Raw genomic sequence first — 17,458 nt, forward strand, 5'->3', positions numbered from 1 at the left:
CTGAAAACGAATGAAATGAGTTTCTGCGCAGCCAAAACAGGGGATTTGGCAGCGGGACAATATCCCGATTGCCCACCGTTGTTCCGGCGCAAAAGGGGTATTTTAACATATTGCCGGAATGCCCGATTTTTCAGACAAATCAAGTACGGCGTGTGTGCCGTTGTGCGCATATTTTTCATTGATGGTTTCATGCCGTCTGAAAACCGAAGGTTTCGCCAAAACGAGCAAAGCGAGTTTCTGCGCAGCTAAAACCATATTTTCAGACGGCAATGATGTTTCATAAAGCGGAAAGCAGACAAAAAAATGCCGCTTGAAATCAAGCGGCACGGTGTAAATTTTATTGGCAAGACAACAGGGTATAGTTATCCTGCACTGGCTGGCTGGCTGGCTGGCTGGCTGGCTGGCTGGCTGGCTGGCTGGCTGGCTGGCCGGTTCTGTCTGCACTTCTACCAGATAGCCCGGAATCTGTTCGGGGCTGTACTGCACCACCGATTCGTGGAAGCAGACAAAATTGATGTCGGTGCCGTCAAACATTTTTTCCTGACCGTAGAAATTGGTTTCCTGATAACGGTTGGACACAAACCAGTAGCAGCGGTAGCCGATGGCGTTGAGATAGGCATACAGTTCGTTTTGGCTGTGCGGCAGGGCTTCGACAAAAATAATCGGTTTGAACCGCTCAATCAGCCCTTTCGCACCCGACAACACCGGAATTTCAAAGCCTTCGGCATCGATTTTCAGCAGTTTGAGCGAATCCAGTTTGAGAATTTCGGCGACTTCGTCCAAACGCACCACGGGCAGATATTCCATATTGATTTCGGCATCGTATTCAGCCTCGCTGCTGAAACCTTTATCAAGCGAAAAACTACCGTAATTCCAAGCATGATGGTAATCCGAACTCTGAATTTCCATTGTTCCCGTTGCGCCGCCCACGCCCGCCTGATAAGCATAAACATTGGTCAGTTGGTTGAGTGCCAGATTGCAGCAGAGATGTTGGAAAATAATCCGCTGCGGCTCAAAGCAGAACAGTTTGCCCTTGGCAATCTGTTTGGCAATCGGAACGGCATGCAGTCCCAAATTAGCACCGACTTCGATCACATTGTCGGTGTCGGCAAGCTGGCTGAGAAAAAAGCGGACTTCGGTTTCCGACCATTCGCCGTAGGCTTTTGCATAATTGCTGATCATATCGCCTTCAATCAGGCTGAACGTTCCCCAGCGTAAATTGTGCAGAGAAGATTGCATGGTTGTTCCTGAAGCTGATAATAAAAAAGCATATTGTAGCATTGAAAACAGAAACAGTCCGAGACCTTTGCAAATTCCCTATCTTTGGTACATTTCTTCGTTATGCGCTGCTCAAAATCTTGCCTATCTTTATGATATGTCTGCGATTTTTGTGCTGCTATAACTTCGAACTGTACTCAAATCTAGGGTTTTGCAAAGGTCTCATGCCGTCTGAAAATGATGCTTCGGTGGTAAGTATTTAAAATGAATTCACGATATACTGCGGCCGACACCCATCCACCCTATCCGACCACAAAATGACACACACCGAAACCGTTTGGCTGTTTGATTTGGACAACACGCTGCACCATGCCGATGCGGGCATTTTCCGGCTGATCAACCGAGCGATGACCGATTATCTGGCAGACAGCCTCAATTTGCCGCACCGCAAAGCATCGCAGCTGCGCGAAGATTATTGGCACCGCTACGGCGCAACGCTGGCGGGGCTGCGGCTGCACCATCCCGAAATCGACATCATGGCGTTTCTGCGGGCGAGCCACCCCATGCCGCAACTGTTGGCGGCGCTGCAGCCGATGCCCGATACCGCCAAAACCCTGTCTGCATTGTCGGGACGCAAAGCGGTATTTTCCAACGGGCCGTCTTTTTATGTGGACGGTTTGCTCAGGGCTTTGCGGCTCGATACGTTTTTTGAACGCAGTTTCGGCACAGATACCTTCGGTTTGCTGTATAAACCGAATCCGCAGGCCTATCTCGAAGTTTGCCGGCAATGGTCGGTTGCCCCGCAGCAGTGCGTGATGGTGGACGACAGCGCCGCCAATCTGCGGACCGCCAAAGATTTGGGCATGATGACCGTCTGGTTCGGCAAAGGAGCGCACAAATTGCCGTTTGTCGATTATGCGGCGGCGGATATGCGGGAACTGGCGGCGTTCAAGGCCGTCTGAAAACGAATGAAACCGCAGGTTTGACCAAAACGGATAAAACGAGTTTTTACTCAGTTAAAACGGCTTTAGCAAACGCATTTTTACGGTCAGAACGGTTTAAGCCGACCCGCTTCGGGCGTATAATTCCGGCAGACATTTATTTTCAGGACACAAAATGCGTTACACAATCATGCTGCTGGCGGCGCTGGCCGTGGCGGGCTGCTCGTGGGAAACCTATCGGGATGCCGACGGACACACCGGCCTGCGCCAAAAATACGAAACCGGCACACCGGTTTACTACCAAGACGGCTCTTATTCCCGCAATATGAAATACAACCAGTTCCGCCCCGAACAGCACGCCGTGAAACCGGCGGCGGGCGAAGCAGACAACGTGCGGGGAACAACTTGGAAACAGCCCGAACACCAAGCCCGCTGATGCCGATGTATGCCGTCTGAAAACGAATGAGTGGATTAACCGTTTTTCAGACGGCCTGTCAAGAAAGAAACCAAGATGAACAAAAATCCCCTGCATATCGTGATTCTTGCCGCCGGCAAGGGTACGCGCATGTATTCCAAAATGCCGAAAGTGCTGCACGAAATCGGCGGCAAACCAATGCTGGCACGGGTAATCGACACCGCCGCCCAACTCAATCCGCAAAAAATCTGCGTGGTTATCGGCCATGGTAAAGAGCAGGTTTTGGAAAAAGTGCAACGGGATGTGGTGTGGGTCGAACAAACCGAGCAGCTCGGCACCGGCCACGCCGTCAAAACCGCCTTGCCGCATTTGCCCGCCGAAGGCCGCACGCTGGTGTTGTACGGCGATGTGCCGCTGACCGATGCCGCCACGCTGGAAAACCTGCTGGCCGCCGCCGGTAACGAAGTCGGCCTGCTGACCGATGTGTTGGACGACCCGACCGGCTACGGCCGCATTATCCGAAACGGGGGCAAAGTGGTGGCGATTGTCGAAGAAAAAGATGCCGATGCCGCCCAAAAAGCCGTAAAAGAAACCAATACCGGCATTTTGGTATTGCCCAACGCCAAGCTCGAAGGCTGGCTGAACAGCCTGTCCAGCAACAACGCACAGGGCGAATATTACCTGACCGACCTGATTGCGCTGGCCAATACCGACGGCATCGCCGTCCACCCCGTACAGGTTGCCGCATCGCATCTGGCGGCCGGTGTCAATAATAAAGTCCAGCTTGCCGAGTTGGAACGCATTTTCCAAGCCGGACAGGCGCAAGCCCTGCTCAAAGCCGGCGTAACCCTGCGCGATCCGGCACGTTTCGATCTCAGAGGCCGTCTGAAACACGGACAAGACGTGGTGATTGATGCCAACGTGATTATCGAGGGCGAAGTCGAGATTGGCGACGATGTCGAAATCGGTGCCAACTGCGTGATTAAAAACGCCAAAATCGGTGCAGGCAGCCGCATTGCCCCGTTTTCGGTGCTGGAAGACTGCGAAGTCGGCAGCAACAACCATATCGGCCCGTATGCCCGCCTGCGCCCGCAGGCAAAACTGGCGGCAGATGTCCACATCGGCAACTTTGTCGAAGTGAAAAACGCCCGCATCGGCCAAGGCACCAAAGCCAACCATCTGACCTACATCGGCGATGCCGAAGTCGGCCGCAAAACCAATTTCGGTGCCGGAACGATTATCGCCAACTACGACGGCGTGCATAAACACCAAACCGTGATTGGCGACGAAGTGCGTATCGGCTCAAACAGCGTGCTGGTTGCCCCCGTAACCCTCGGCGACCGTGTAACCACCGGTGCCGGCAGCGCCATCACCAAAAACTGCGAAGCCGGCAAACTCGTCCTCGCCCGTTCCCGCCAAACCGTTATCGAAGGCTGGGTGCGGCCGGAAAAAGGCGATAAAAAATAAACGGTTTGGCTTGTTGCCGAACGCATTTCGTTTGTTTTTCAGACGGCCTGAATGAGAAACAGACCGTCTAAAAACAGAATAAACAGAATTTTTAAAATCTGCTGTCCAAAAGCCGAACGGTGCGGACGGCGGTTTCCGTGCCATGCCGTCTGAAAACCAACATCAGGCAGTGTGGATTGTTCAGCTGAAATATTACGGCGAAACCAACGGTTTCACGATATTTCGGCAATGTTTATAGTGAAAGTGAATTTATCAGGACAAGGCAAGACAACGCCGTACCGGTTTAGATTTAATTCACGATGATTTTGATACTAAGGAACTGATTATGTGCGGTATCGTCGGCGCAGTGCGCGCCAACCACAATGTCGTCGATTTTTTGACCGACGGCCTCAAACGTCTTGAATATCGGGGCTATGACTCTTCGGGCATCGCCGTCCACACCGGCGAAAAAGTCCGCCGGGTGCGTCGTGTCGGCAGAGTGCAGCTGATGGAAGATGCGGCCCGTGCCAAAGAAATCCACGGCCATCTCGGTATCGGCCACACCCGCTGGGCAACCCACGGCGGCGTAACCGAACCCAACGCCCACCCGCATATTTCCGGCGGCATGATTGCCGTGGTGCATAACGGCATTATCGAAAACTTCGAAGCCGAACGGGAACGTCTGCAAGGCTTGGGTTATGTGTTTGAATCGCAAACCGATACCGAAGTGATTGCCCACAGCATCAACCACGAATACCGTCAAAACGGCGGCAGCCTTTACGAAGCGGTGCAGGAGGCGGCGAAAAATTTCCACGGTGCATACGCCATTGCCGTGATTTCGCAGGAAAACGACAAAGAAATGGTGGTGGCACGCATGGGCTGTCCGCTGCTGGTGGCGTTTGGCGAACAGGAAACCTTTATCGCTTCCGATGTATCCGCCGTGATTGCGTTTACCCGCAAAATTTCCTATCTGGAAGACGGCGACATTGCCCTGCTGAATTCAGACGGCATTGTGAAGCTGACCGATAAAAACGGCCAAGCCGCCGACCGTCAGGTCAAAGTGTCCGAACTGTCGCTGGCCTCGCTGGAGTTGGGTCCGTACAGCCACTTTATGCAGAAAGAAATCCACGAGCAGCCCCGTGCCGTGGCGGATACCGCCGAAGTCTTTTTAGACGGCGGTTTCGAGCCGGAAAACTTCGGCAAACAAGCCCGTGAAGTCTTCAACGACATCCGCAGCATCAAAATCCTCGCCTGCGGCACCTCGTATTATGCAGCGCTGACCGCTAAATACTGGCTGGAATCCATCGCCAAAATGCCGACCGATGTCGAAATCGCCAGCGAATACCGTTACCGCGATGTGATTGCCGACCCACAGCAGCTGGTGGTAACCATTTCCCAATCCGGCGAAACGCTGGATACCATGGAAGCCCTGAAATACGCCCAATCCTTGGGGCAGACCCACAGCCTTTCCATTTGCAACGTGATGGAATCCGCCTTGCCCCGCGAAAGCGAATTGGTGATGTACACCCGTGCCGGTGCCGAAATCGGCGTAGCGTCCACCAAAGCCTTTACCACCCAACTGGTGGCCTTGTTCGGCTTGGCGGTTACCTTGGGCAAACTGCGGGGCTTTGTCGGCGAAGAAGCGGCGCAGGCCTATGCCGAAGAATTGCGCCAGTTGCCGGGCAGCATCCAGCATGTTCTGAACCTTGAACCGCAAATCGCCGCTTGGGCGCAGAAATTCTCTAAGAAAAACAGCGCCCTGTTTTTGGGTCGAGGTATACACTTCCCGATTGCCCTCGAAGGCGCACTGAAACTCAAAGAAATCACCTATATCCACGCCGAAGCCTATCCGGCGGGCGAATTGAAACACGGCCCGCTGGCATTGGTGGACGAAAATATGCCGGTGGTGGTGATTGCGCCGAACGACAACCTGCTCGACAAAGTCAAAGCCAATATGCAGGAAGTCGGCGCACGGGGCGGCGAGTTGTTTGTGTTCACCGATTTGGACAGCAATTTCGCCGCCGCCGACGGCGTACACGTTATCCGAGCGCCCCGCCATGTCGGCACCCTGTCGCCGATTGTGCATACCATTCCCGTGCAACTGCTGTCTTACCACGCAGCGCTGGCAAGGGGAACCGATGTGGACAAACCCCGCAATCTGGCGAAATCGGTAACGGTTGAGTAAGGTTTTAGTTTTATTCGACCGACAGGCCGTCTGAAAATCAGGTTTTGCATGGCAAACCCTTGATTTTCAGACGGCCTGTTTGATTGTATAGTGGATTAACCAAAAAATATTACAACCTAAGTGAACCCCCTTCTCTTAACCCTTCCCGCCAGCGGGACGGGAGAATAATGTGTAGCAACTGTATTTTTCACCCCGTCGGGCAAAAATACAAAAACGGTTAGTCTGAAGGCCGGTCTAAACAAAACCGGCAATACTTCAACATGATCAAACAGCACTCACTGCCGCCAAACGATCCCGCATCATCGCATTCAGAATCGTCAGCAGCTTACGCATACAGGCCGTTACCGCCACTTTGTACGGCTTACCCCGCAAACGCAGACGTTGGTAGAAGTCCTTAATCCTCGGTTCGTAGTGTGCCGCCACCATCGCCGCCATATACAGCGTTTTGCGTACAGCACTGCGCCCGCCGAAACAGCGGCTTTTAAACTTCATTGTGCCGCTTTCTTTCACATAAGGGGCGACACCTACCAAACCGGCAATCTGTTTATGCGATACTTTGCCCAATTCCGGCAACATCGCACATAAGGTCGCCGCAGTAGTCGGGCCGATACCTTTGATGCTTTGCAGCAGACTGCTTTTGTCGCCAAAATGAGTGTCGTTATGTTCTTCGATCTGTCTGTCCAAAGCAGCAATTAGTGCGTCGAAATGTGCGATCAGTGCTTCAACACTTTGAATCTGTGTTTCATGTACCTGCTGCAAACGGTTTTTTTCGGCACTGCGCATTTCAACCAGTTGAGTGCGGCGGCTGATTAAGGCTTCGAGGATTTCTTCTGCCTCACTCGGCGGCGTATAGAGCTGCCGTTCCCAATCGGGCTTTTGTGTGATTACCTGTGCGTAAAACGCCAACATTTTGGCATCGGCCGCATCGGTTTTGGTGAGTGATTGCGACTGTGCGAATTGGTGCGTCTGACGGGGATTGGCAATGATGACTTTGAATCCTGCCCGGTGCAGTGCTTTGGCCAATGGGATTTCCAGTCCGCCGGTGCTTTCCATCACAACCAGTGAGACCTGATGTTTTTTCAGGTATTCGATGGTGTGGAGAAAGCCTTTTTGGTTGTTGGTCTCGGTTTTGGTCTTTTTGGAAGACGTGATGCCGATAACGAAGTTTCGTTTGGCGATGTCGATACCGCCGTAGTTTTGGGTACTCATCATAAACCTGTCTTGCATTCGGTTGTGTTGTCGGGCAACTGTCCGGTTGTGTTGATGGGTTGCCCGGCTTCCCTAAGCTACACAGCGGTTGTTGAACCTTGGGTGCGCACGGGTGGCGGCCGGGCGGGTGTTGCTTGTTATGATACTGGAAGTTGGATATACAAGCGTGCCTGTCTAAACAGGCACGTGTTCTTTAAATTCCACATCAATGCCGTCTGAAAACCGAAGGTTTCGCTAAAACGAGGGTAACGAGTTTCTGCGAAGCTAAAATCAGATTTTCAGACGGCCTGTTTTGATGTTGAACGGATTACTCCGCGCCGACAACGACGGTGCTGAAATCCGACAGATTCACCCGCCGCCGCCAAGCGTCTTTAATCTGCTGCACCGTCAGTTTGGACACTGCTTCGGGATAGCGTTGCAGATAATCGTCGGGCAGGTTGTACACGCCGATCAGGCTCAGATATTTGACCAGCTTGGCATTGGAATCGAAACGCAGCGGGAAGCCGCCGACAATATTGGCTTTGGCCTGCTTCAATTCCTCTTCGGTCGGGCCTTGGGCGATAAAGGTTTCGATAACGGATCGGGCGTTTGCCAGCGAGGCGCGGGCGTTTTTCTTTTGGGTGGAATATTCGATGCGCAGCGGGCCGGCCTGCGAAGCCGGTTCGAGTATGCTGTACACGCCGTAGGTATAGCCTTTTTCGTCCCGCAGTTTTTTCATCAGGCGGCTGTCGAAGCCGCCGCCGCCCAAAATGTAGTTACCGGCAACCAAAGCATAATAGTCGGGGTCGTTGCGTTGAATCAGCGGCATACCGAGAACAATATGCGCCTGCTCGCCGGCAAACGGCATTTCACTGGTTCGGGCTTGAGGTTTATCCACAGGTGCAATGCGGCTGTCGGTTTGGGTGGTGTCGGGTAAACCGTCGAGAGCCGCCGCCGCCAGTTTTTCCGCCTGAATACGGGTAACGTCGCCGACAATCGCAATCACGGCATTGTTTTTCGCATAACGGCTGCGGTGGAAGGCACGAATGTCGTCCAAGCTGACTTTTTCCAGTCCGGCAACGGTGATATTGGCGCTGTTGCCGTAGGGGTGGTGCGGATAAATCAGGCGGGTAAACATACGCTCTGCGGTGAAATCGGGTGTGGTTTCCCGCTGTTTGAGGGCGGTAACGGCCTGCTGTTTGCGGCGGGCGAACACGGCTGCATCGAAGCGGGGAGCGGTCAGCGATTCGTTGAGCAGCGCCAGTGCAGCAGTGAGGTTGGTGCTTTGGCTCAGGCTGCGCAGGGAAACGGTGGCGGTTTCCTGTCCGCTGCTGCTGGCGATGTCGGCGGCGATGTCGTTGCTGCGCCGGTTAAAGGCTTCTTCGTCTAAACTTTTCGTACCGTCCGTGAGCAGGGCGGCGGTAAATTCGGCGGTTTGGGTGCTGCTGTCGGGGTTGAACACGCTTCCGGCACCTTTGAAGCTGATTTCTACATCGACAATCGGGTTTTCATGGCGTTCGACCAGCAGCACCTGCGTGCCTTGCGGCGTGTGCCAGCGTTGGATGTTGATGTCGGCAAAAGCGGCGGCGGGCAGCAGGGCGGCAGCGAGGATGAAAGATTTGATGGACATGGTGTTTTTCCGTAAAACTGGGTTGGCAAGGCCGTCTGAAAATTATTGTCTGGCAGGGAAAACGATAACGGTGCTTGAGCGGCGTTCGGTTAGCAGTTTTGCCGCCTGCTGCACATCATCGGTGCTGACTTGTTGCAGACGGCGGCGGATTTCAGCTTCATCGGTGTAGCTGAAGCCCCGTATTTCCAAACGCCCCATCATGTCCGCCTGTGCCGACATTTCGTCTTTTTCATACACTTCGGCGGCGGCGCTCCACGCTTTCACCCGCTTGAGTTCGTCTTCGCTCACGCCGTGTTCGGCAATATCCCGAATTTCGGCACGCAGGGCATTGAGGGCGGCCTGCGGACTCACGTTTTCAGACGGCATGGCGGTGATGCTGAACAGCGGCATTTCCCGACTGAGCATATCGTAAGACGTGTCGGCGCTGAGCAGCATTTGTTTGCCCCGCACCAAACGGCTGTCGAGGCGGCTGGAAGAGTGTCCGGCGAGAATGTCGGACAATACGTCCAACGCATAAGGCAGCCGCTCGCTGGTCTGCTTTAAGGCGGGAACCCGGAACGAGAGCGCCACCAGCGGCCGGTGGGTTACGGCAGATTCGGTTTCGGCATACGCCGGCGCACGCTCGGCAGGTTCGGCGGCCAGATGATTGCGTTTGGGCAGCGGCTTGGCGGGAATGTTGCCGAACAGATTTTCCACCGTTTGCAGCGTGGCTCGGGCATCGACATCGCCGACAATCACCAACACGGCATTGTTCGGCGCATAAAACTGTTTGTACCACGAGCGCAAATCAGCGGCTTTGAGCGTGTGCAAATCCTGCATATAGCCGATTACCGAGGCACGCATGGCGGGCAGGGTAAAGCTGCTCAAAAACACTTGTTCCCACATTTTTCCGGCCGCCGAGTCTTCGGTTCGCTGACGGCGTTCCTCCCGAATCACGTTCATTTCATTGAGAAAATCCCGATTGCTGAAATTCAGGTTGCGCATACGGTCGGCCTCAAGTTTGAGGACTTCCGGCAGATTGGCGGCAGCAATATGTTCGTAATACACCGTTTCGCTGCGGTCGGTGTAGGCATTGTTCTGTCCGCCCAAAGCCGCCACCCGACGGCTGAATTCGCCTGACGGCACCGACGGCGTTCCCTTAAACATCATGTGTTCCAAAGCATGGCTCAAGCCGCTTTTGCCGGTCTGCTCGTCTATGCTTCCGACTTTGTACCACAGCTGCGACACCGCCACCGGTGCGCGGCGGTCTTCTTTCACGATGACTTTCAAACCGTTGGACAGAGTTTGCGACAGCGTCTGCGCCCAAACCGGCTGGGCGAGCAGACACAAAACAGGAATCAGAAATTTGGCATACATACAATCGTTCCATGCAGATAAGTTGCCCCATCATATAGCGAAACCGCCGTTTTTGCCATGCCGTCTGAAAAACAGAACATCACAAAAACACAGATTTTCAGACGGCCTCGAAAACCGCCTGCTTTAGCGCCGCCGCCGAATATCCGATATAATAGGCAGATTATTGACCGACAACGATTCAAGGACTGGGAACATGGCCTTTTTAAAACTGACCGAACAAAACGTAGCGGGCAAAACCGTATTGATCCGTGCCGATATGAACGTGCCGTTTAAAGACGGCAGCATCAGCGACGACACCCGTATCCGTGCCTCGCTGGCATCCATCCGCTACTGTCTGGACAACGGCGCAGCCGTGATTGTAATGACCCATCTGGGCCGCCCGACCGAAGGCGAATTCCGTCCCGAAGACGACGTTGCACCGGTTGCCGCCCATCTGGGCAGCCTGTTGGGCAAAGAAGTCAAAGTATTGAACGACTGGCGGGAAAACCGCCCCGCATTGCAGGCGGGCGACGTGGTGATGTTGCAAAACGTGCGCATCAACAAAGGCGAAAAGAAAAACGATTTGGAACTGGGCAAAGCCTATGCCGCCTTGTGCGACATCTTCGTCAATGATGCCTTCGGCACCGCCCACCGCGCGCAAGCATCCACCGAAGCCGTGGCGCAGGCCGCCCCCGTTGCCTGCGCCGGCGTATTGTTGGCGGCCGAGTTGGACGCTTTGGGCAAAGCCCTGAAAGAACCCGCCCGCCCGATGGTGGCGATTGTCGCCGGCAGCAAAGTATCGACCAAATTAACCATTTTGGAATCGCTTGCCGATAAAGTCGATCAGCTGATTGTCGGCGGCGGCATTGCCAACACCTTTTTGCTCGCCGAGGGCAGAGCCATCGGCAAATCACTGGCAGAAGCCGATTTGGTGGGCGAGTCGGAAAAAATCATGGCAAAAATGGCCGCCAAAGGCGGCTCGGTGCCGTTGCCGAGCGATGTCGTAACCGCCAAAGAATTTGCCGAAAACGCCGCCGCCGAACACAAAGCGATTACCGAAGTGGCCGACGACGATATGATTTTGGACATCGGCAGCCAATCCGCCGCAGCCTTGGCCGAAATCCTGAAAAATGCCGGTACGGTGGTGTGGAACGGTCCGGTCGGCGTATTCGAATTCGACCAATTTGCCGGCGGCACCAAAGCACTGGCCGAAGCCATCGCCCAAAGCCAAGCCTTTTCCATTGCCGGCGGCGGCGACACCTTGGCGGCGATTGCCAAATTCGGCGTAACCGACCAAATCAGCTACATCTCCACCGGTGGCGGCGCATTCTTGGAGTTTTTGGAAGGCAAGCAACTCCCCGCCGTTGCCGTATTGGAAAAACGGGCCGCTTAAACGCCGCACAAGGCCGTCTGAAAACAGGCAAAACGCCTTTTCAGACGGCATCAAGCCCTATTCTGAAGAAATTGGAAACAGCCAAGAAATACTGCAAACGGATCATACCGTGCATTCTGCAATCTAACCTCGTTCCGCCGACGGAGCAGGGGAGGGGAAAGGCAGTGTTTTTTGCTTATTCCGCTATAAAAAACCGCAATTCAAATAAGGAACACAAATGCTCACGACCGAACAAGTCAAAGCCCTGATTGAGGGCGTAACCCCTTGCGAACATGTTGAAGTGGAGGGCGACGGCCACCACTTTTTCGCCGTTATCGTTTCCCCTTCTTTTGAAGGCAAAGCCCGCTTGGCACGCCACCGCCTGATTAAAGACGGCCTGAAAAGCCATCTCGAAAGCAACGAACTGCACGCCCTGTCGATTTCCGTTGCCGCTACTCCCGCCGAATGGGCGGCTAAACAGGCATAAAGTTTGGTGAGGCCGTCTGAAAATCGCAGATTTCGCTAAAATGAGCAAATCGGGTTTCTGCAAAGCAACCGCAGGTTTCGCAAAAACGAGTGTGAAGCAGCAACCGATTAAGTGATTTAGAGACCGTTTACCATCTGTTCCCCGTCCCGCCTAGCGGGAAGGGGTTAGGGGAAAGGTGGTTTTCTGATTTATCATAAAATCAATGGATTGACTGTTCAGAAAATCGCTTCGTTCATTTTAGCGAAATCTGCGATTTTCAGACGGCCTGTTTATACAGAACAACGTGTACCACGCCGACCGCCGCCGAAAACCGTTTTTCCAATGGCTCGAATATGAATCTCTATCCGTGGCTGAAACTGGCCCATCTGTTTTTTATCATTTCATGGTTTGCCGGACTGTTTTATCTCCCTCGAATTTACGTCAATCTGGCGCAAACCGATCCTGAAACCGAACCCGCCGCCTACCACCGCCTGCTCGGCATGGCGGAGCGGCTGTATAAATTTATGTCGCCGTGGGGCTGGGGTGCCGTGGTCTGCGGCGCAGCGATTCCGTTTGTTACCGGCTGGTGGGGAAACGGCTGGGTACATGTCAAACTCACCATCGGGCTGGCGCTCTTGGGCTACCAGTTTTACTGCGGCCGCCTGCTGCAAGCATTTATCCGCCAACGCAACACCCGTTCGCACAAATGGTATCGGGTGTTTAACGAAATCCCCGTGCTGCTGATGATGGCGGCGCTGTATCTGGTGATGTTCAAACCGTTTTAAAGGCACGCTATGACCATTGAAATCGAACGCCGCTTTTTGCTGAAAAACGACGGCTGGCGGCAAACCGCTTCTGCTCCGCAACGCCTGCAGCAGGGCTATCTGAGCGTGGAAAAAGAACGCACCATCCGAGTCCGCATCATAGACGACAAAGCATGGCTGACGCTCAAAGGCTATATTTCCGATGTCAGCCGCAGCGAGTTTGAATACGAAATCCCCGCTGCCCACGCCCGAATCATGATGGATACCATGTGTCCGTTTAAAATGGAGAAAAACCGCTATCGGGTGGACTTTGGCGGTTTCGTGTTTGAAATCGACGAATATTTCGGCGACAACGCCCCGCTGATGGTTGCCGAAATCGAATTGCCGGCCGAAGACACCGAGTTTCCCCGTCCCGACTGGCTGGGCGAAGAAATCACCGCCGATGGCAAATTCACCAATGCGTATTTGAGCAAACACCCTTATTCGACTTGGTAAACGACAAAACAAAGCCGTCTGAAAATTCAATTTTCAGACGGCTTTAGCTTGAATATTTCAAAAATATTTCAAATTCTTACGCAGAAACCCGCTCGATTTTGGCACCGACGCCGCTGAGTTTCTTCTCAAAATGTTCGTAACCCCGATCCAAGTGATACAGGCGTTCGACAGTGGTTTCGCCCGAAGCCACCAAACCGGCAATCACCAAACAGGCAGAGGCGCGCAAATCCGTGGCCATCACGGTTGCGCCCGAAAGCTGTTCCACGCCCTGAACAAACGCAGTGTTGCCCTCGGTGGTAATGTTCGCACCCATGCGGTTGAGTTCGGGAACGTGCATAAAGCGGTTTTCAAAAATGGTTTCCACCACACGGCAGCTACCCTCGGCAACCGCATTCATCGCCATAAACTGCGCCTGCATATCGGTCGGGAAACCCGGATGCACGACAGTGCGGATATCCACCGCTTTCGGCCGCTGCTGCATATCGATGGCAATCCAGTCGTCGCCCGCCTCAACCACCGCACCGGCTTCAACCAGCTTGTCCAACACCACTTCCATCGTTTTCGGCGCAGCATTGCGCAGCACCACTTTGCCGCCGGTCATCGCCACGGCGCAGAGGAACGTACCCGCCTCAATGCGGTCGGGAACCACGCTGTGTTCGCAGCCGTGCAGCTCTTTCACGCCCTCGACCGTCATGGTCGAAGTGCCGATACCGCTGATTTTCGCCCCCATTTTCACCAGACATTCCGCCAAATCGACCACTTCCGGCTCGATGGCGCAGTTTTCCAAGACCGTCGTTCCTTCCGCCAGCGTCGCCGCCATCAGCAGGTTTTCCGTGCCGCCGACCGTTACCACGTCCATCACCACCCGAGCGCCTTTCAGACGGCCTTTGGCTTTAACGTAACCGTGTTCGATGACGATTTCCGCGCCCATGGTTTCCAAGCCCTTCAAGTGCTGATCGACCGGACGCGAACCGATGGCGCAGCCGCCCGGCAAGCTCACCTGCGCCTCGCCGAAACGTGCCAGCGTCGGGCCCAACACCAAAATCGAAGCCCGCATGGTGCTGACCAATTCATACGGCGCACAAGTATTATTGACCGTACCGCCGTTGATTTCAAATTCACTGATATTGTCGGTCAGCACCCGAGCGCCCATACCCTGCAGCAGCTTTTGCGTGGTTTTGACATCGGCGAGCATCGGCACATTTTTCAGCCGCAGCGTTCCCGAGGTCAGCAAACCGGCGCACATCAGCGGCAGAGCGGCATTTTTAGCACCCGATACAGTAATTTCACCGTTTAACGGGCCGTTGGCAGAGATTTTGAGTTTGTCCACAGTTATTCTTTCATCAGCCGGTGCAGCCGCAGCGGTGCACTCGGAAAAGGTTTACAGATGGGCAAATTATAAGGGATTTTGCAGCGGCAATACAGAGGAAAAGACGAAAGGCCGTCTGAAAATCGGGTTTTAGCGAAACCTTCGGTTTTCAGACGGCCTGTCGTCAACCTGTGTTTATTTTAGAAAGTCAGCCGAGCGCCGATGCGGATATTGCGACCGGGCTGCGGGGCAAGGTGTTTCAAAATAGCGTTGTGCGGCCGGATTTCGGCATTGCCCAAGTTGCGGGCATCAAGGAAATATTCGGCGCTGCTGTTTTGACTGAGTTTGTGGCTGCGGCTCAGGTAGAAATCCCAAACATTGTAGCCGCCGAAGCTGATTTCGGGGTTGATGTTGCGGCCGAGTCGTTTCTGTGCTTGGTAGCGGGTCAGGCTGAGAGCGGCTTGCCATTGGTTTTTCTGCCAGTTGAGGCCGACACCGTAGCGTGAAGTCGGCATGTTCGGCATATAAGCACCGTCGTGTTTGTAGCGCAGATATTGCTTCCATGCTTCGGCATCGGTCGGGTCGGCTGACTGCGGTTGGCTGATCGGGCTGTTTTTGACTAAGTCGGCAAAAATTCGGGTTTCCCAGTCGCCCAGTCGGCTGTTTTGCCACAGATATTTCCATTCCAATTCCAAACCGTTGATTTTGGTTCCGCTTTGCCGCCATTCTTTGACAGGCATGTTGTCTCTGACAATACCGGTATGGCCGAGATAGAGATAATTGTTAAACTTGGTTTGGTAGTAGGCGGCGTGGAAGCGGTGGTTGTGCCAATCGACATCGCCGCCGAATTCCCATGTAGCCGCCTGTTCGGGCGACAGACGAGGGTCGCCTTGTTCGTTGGTTAAAATGGCGAAATGGCGGTTGCTGGCAAAAATCTCGTTCACTTCAGGCGCACGTTCGGAGCGGCTGTAACGGGTGTTCAACCGCAGCGGTTGCCATGGTTGCCAAGTCAGAGCGGCTTGTCCGCTGTGCAATGTGTAGCGGCGGTCTTTCATGTCGTGGATATAGCCTTCGTTCAGCCCCCGGCCGATGGTATAGCCGGTTAAATCGGTTTGGTGGCGTACTTTGCCGAAGCGCCAGCCCAATTCGCCTTCAAGCTGTTTCCATTTCAAACGTTCTACAGCAAATACAGCATGTTCGTGGGTATCCGAATCAGGTATAAAGCGATCATTACCCTTGCCGTTGATATGGCGGCGGCGGGCATCAATGCCGAGCGTGCCGCGCCAAAAGGAAGCCGGACGGTGGTTGAGTTCCAAGCGTACTTGGCGGGTACTACTGTTGAGGCTGTTGGCAAAATGGTCGCCCAAATATTCGGCGTTGTCGGTATCGGTATAGGCAGATTGGACTTTGACGTTTTCCAGCCATGAAACAGCAGGGCGGTAAAGCCCTTCGGCAATCCAGCGGGTTTGGTCAGCCTGGATATTGATCGGTGCCAAGTCCTGACGGGTGTTGCTGGCAAGATAGGCAAAGCCGGGTACGCCGTAATCAAACAGATGGCGGCTCACGCCCACGCCGAGATGTCCTTTATCGGCAATATAGCTCACACCCGCCGATACGCTTTGGTTGTGGGCGTGGCTGTTGGTCAGTTTGCCTTTCGGATTGGGTGAAATATCCTCAATGCCGGTTAATTGGTAAGATTTTTCATGTGTTTCACCGGCACGGTATAAAGGATTGTCAGCATAGCCGTAATAGCGGGTTTTTTTATAAATATCTTGTACGCTGTCGATATAGCCGTCGTCCAGCCACTGCTTCAGCCATGCTTCGCCGTCGCTTTCCAGATAGCGTCCGTGTACATAAGGAAAATATGCCCGATTAAGCACCGATTCGCTGCGGACATTGACTTGGCAAGACTGCGCCAAAGTCGAATCAACACCGCCGGTTTGTGGGTTAAACAGGCTATCTGCATCATGGCACACCGCCGCTTTGCTGTTGCCCGGAATTTTATATTCCGAAATTTTGCTGTTGCTGCCGTCCAAATGCCATGCGAAATTGCCTGCTTTGCCGTCTAATCGGAATACCTCCAGTGTCGGCGTATTGTAGCCGCCGCTGACTTCGAGTTTGCCCGCAATCGGTTTGTCAGGCAGCGTATCCGTAATCAGATTGGTATGCACATCGACCGCTCCTCCAACAGCCGATCCCCCGTAAAGCACCGCTGCCGAAGATTTGCGCACGGTAATTTTGTCGGCCAGAAACGGATTGACTGCAGTCGGCAGGTTGCCGCTGATAGAGGCAATATCGGATACGGCCAAACCGTTTTCGCTGATATAGACCCGAGGTCCGCTCAAGCTGCGGATTTGTGGCAAACCGTTGTTGGTGCCGAAACTGTTGTTCTGCACGCCGCTGATCTGTTCCAAAGTTTGGCCCAGCGAAACCGAACGTCTGCGTTTCAAATCACTGGAAAGTAAATCGTCTTCGTCATACAGTGTTTCCCGCCCGCCCAAAAGCTGTTCCGCATTCAAATCACGGCGTTTGCCCTGCACATGAACGGTTGTCAAATCATGTTCTTGTGCTGAAGCAACCTCATCTTGAGCTGCTGCGGAAACAGAAAACGCTGCTAAAACCGATACACTCAAGGCCGTCTGAAAAAAATGATGGGGGATGATATTCATGATGTAAAGAATATTTAAAGTTAGT

Annotated in this window: 14 protein-coding genes; 8 read left to right on the forward strand and 6 right to left on the reverse strand. The window is 53.8% G+C overall.

Going from position 1 to position 17,458, the window contains the following annotated elements:
* Window positions 1–102: 102 nt before the first annotated feature.
* On the reverse strand, window positions 103–1,239 hold the full coding sequence (locus tag PJU73_RS08270; RefSeq protein ID WP_272606944.1) for an FkbM family methyltransferase: 1,137 nt from the start codon (window positions 1,237–1,239) through the stop codon (window positions 103–105).
* 296 nt (window positions 1,240–1,535) lie between these two features.
* On the opposite strand from PJU73_RS08270, the gene PJU73_RS08275 reads away from it, so the two are divergent.
* The 4 genes from PJU73_RS08275 to glmS all read left to right on the forward strand — a co-directional run bounded on the left by PJU73_RS08275 (window position 1,536) and on the right by glmS (window position 6,205).
* A complete protein-coding gene (locus PJU73_RS08275; RefSeq protein ID WP_237090668.1) occupies window positions 1,536–2,180 on the forward strand; it encodes a pyrimidine 5'-nucleotidase in 645 nt (214 codons plus the stop codon).
* A gap of 154 nt (window positions 2,181–2,334) precedes the next feature.
* A complete protein-coding gene (locus tag PJU73_RS08280) occupies window positions 2,335–2,595 on the forward strand; it encodes a spore cortex protein (protein WP_237090667.1) in 261 nt (86 codons plus the stop codon).
* 75 nt (window positions 2,596–2,670) lie between these two features.
* On the forward strand, window positions 2,671–4,041 hold the full coding sequence (glmU, locus tag PJU73_RS08285) for a bifunctional UDP-N-acetylglucosamine diphosphorylase/glucosamine-1-phosphate N-acetyltransferase GlmU (RefSeq protein WP_237090666.1): 1,371 nt from the start codon (window positions 2,671–2,673) through the stop codon (window positions 4,039–4,041).
* A gap of 325 nt (window positions 4,042–4,366) precedes the next feature.
* Entirely contained in the window at window positions 4,367–6,205 is a 1,839-nt protein-coding gene (gene glmS, locus PJU73_RS08290) for a glutamine--fructose-6-phosphate transaminase (isomerizing) (protein WP_237090665.1), read from the forward strand.
* 264 nt (window positions 6,206–6,469) lie between these two features.
* Here glmS and PJU73_RS08295 read toward each other — a convergent pair whose 3' ends face one another.
* From PJU73_RS08295 to PJU73_RS08305, 3 genes are all read right to left on the reverse strand, one after another.
* On the reverse strand, window positions 6,470–7,432 hold the full coding sequence (locus tag PJU73_RS08295) for an IS110 family RNA-guided transposase (RefSeq protein WP_443094073.1): 963 nt from the start codon (window positions 7,430–7,432) through the stop codon (window positions 6,470–6,472).
* A 289-nt stretch (window positions 7,433–7,721) separates the two neighbouring features.
* Window positions 7,722–9,017, reverse strand: a complete 1,296-nt coding sequence (locus PJU73_RS08300) for a M16 family metallopeptidase (RefSeq protein ID WP_371871516.1) — start codon at window positions 9,015–9,017, stop codon at window positions 7,722–7,724.
* 48 nt (window positions 9,018–9,065) lie between these two features.
* Window positions 9,066–10,379, reverse strand: a complete 1,314-nt coding sequence (locus PJU73_RS08305) for a M16 family metallopeptidase (RefSeq protein WP_237091987.1) — start codon at window positions 10,377–10,379, stop codon at window positions 9,066–9,068.
* 193 nt (window positions 10,380–10,572) lie between these two features.
* On the opposite strand from PJU73_RS08305, the gene PJU73_RS08310 reads away from it, so the two are divergent.
* The 4 genes from PJU73_RS08310 (at window position 10,573) to PJU73_RS08325 (ending at window position 13,455) form a co-directional block, all read left to right on the forward strand.
* Window positions 10,573–11,751, forward strand: a complete 1,179-nt coding sequence (locus tag PJU73_RS08310) for a phosphoglycerate kinase (protein WP_237091988.1) — start codon at window positions 10,573–10,575, stop codon at window positions 11,749–11,751.
* A gap of 217 nt (window positions 11,752–11,968) precedes the next feature.
* Complete coding sequence (locus PJU73_RS08315) at window positions 11,969–12,217, forward strand: BolA family protein (RefSeq protein ID WP_237091989.1); 249 nt, start codon at window positions 11,969–11,971, stop codon at window positions 12,215–12,217.
* A gap of 332 nt (window positions 12,218–12,549) precedes the next feature.
* The gene (locus PJU73_RS08320; protein ID WP_237091990.1) at window positions 12,550–12,981 is read left to right on the forward strand and encodes a CopD family protein; all 432 of its coding nucleotides are present in this window, start codon (window positions 12,550–12,552) and stop codon (window positions 12,979–12,981) included.
* A 9-nt stretch (window positions 12,982–12,990) separates the two neighbouring features.
* Window positions 12,991–13,455, forward strand: coding sequence for a CYTH domain-containing protein (locus tag PJU73_RS08325; RefSeq protein ID WP_237091991.1), 465 nt, complete (start codon window positions 12,991–12,993; stop codon window positions 13,453–13,455).
* A 76-nt stretch (window positions 13,456–13,531) separates the two neighbouring features.
* Here the strand turns inward: PJU73_RS08325 and murA are convergent, their stop codons facing one another.
* Entirely contained in the window at window positions 13,532–14,785 is a 1,254-nt protein-coding gene (murA, locus tag PJU73_RS08330) for a UDP-N-acetylglucosamine 1-carboxyvinyltransferase (RefSeq protein ID WP_237091992.1), read from the reverse strand.
* 179 nt (window positions 14,786–14,964) lie between these two features.
* Window positions 14,965–17,433, reverse strand: coding sequence for a TonB-dependent receptor (locus PJU73_RS08335; RefSeq protein WP_237091993.1), 2,469 nt, complete (start codon window positions 17,431–17,433; stop codon window positions 14,965–14,967).
* Between the last annotated feature and the right edge of the window lie 25 nt (window positions 17,434–17,458).

This window comes from Neisseria lisongii, assembly GCF_028463985.1.
In the GTDB taxonomy this organism is placed as follows: domain Bacteria; phylum Pseudomonadota; class Gammaproteobacteria; order Burkholderiales; family Neisseriaceae; genus Neisseria; species Neisseria lisongii.

Bases quoted from the DNA above. Each gene is read 5' to 3' on its own strand.
- PJU73_RS08270 (WP_272606944.1), bottom strand. From the start codon at position 1,239: ATGCAATCTTCTCTGCACAATTTACGCTGGGGAACGTTCAGCCTGATT.
- PJU73_RS08275 (WP_237090668.1), top strand. From the start codon at position 1,536: ATGACACACACCGAAACCGTTTGGCTGTTTGATTTGGACAACACGCTG.
- PJU73_RS08280 (WP_237090667.1), top strand. From the start codon at position 2,335: ATGCGTTACACAATCATGCTGCTGGCGGCGCTGGCCGTGGCGGGCTGC.
- glmU (WP_237090666.1), top strand. From the start codon at position 2,671: ATGAACAAAAATCCCCTGCATATCGTGATTCTTGCCGCCGGCAAGGGT.
- glmS (WP_237090665.1), top strand. From the start codon at position 4,367: ATGTGCGGTATCGTCGGCGCAGTGCGCGCCAACCACAATGTCGTCGAT.
- PJU73_RS08295 (WP_443094073.1), bottom strand. From the start codon at position 7,432: ATGCAAGACAGGTTTATGATGAGTACCCAAAACTACGGCGGTATCGAC.
- PJU73_RS08305 (WP_237091987.1), bottom strand. From the start codon at position 10,379: ATGTATGCCAAATTTCTGATTCCTGTTTTGTGTCTGCTCGCCCAGCCG.
- PJU73_RS08310 (WP_237091988.1), top strand. From the start codon at position 10,573: ATGGCCTTTTTAAAACTGACCGAACAAAACGTAGCGGGCAAAACCGTA.
- PJU73_RS08315 (WP_237091989.1), top strand. From the start codon at position 11,969: ATGCTCACGACCGAACAAGTCAAAGCCCTGATTGAGGGCGTAACCCCT.
- PJU73_RS08320 (WP_237091990.1), top strand. From the start codon at position 12,550: ATGAATCTCTATCCGTGGCTGAAACTGGCCCATCTGTTTTTTATCATT.
- PJU73_RS08325 (WP_237091991.1), top strand. From the start codon at position 12,991: ATGACCATTGAAATCGAACGCCGCTTTTTGCTGAAAAACGACGGCTGG.
- PJU73_RS08335 (WP_237091993.1), bottom strand. From the start codon at position 17,433: ATGAATATCATCCCCCATCATTTTTTTCAGACGGCCTTGAGTGTATCG.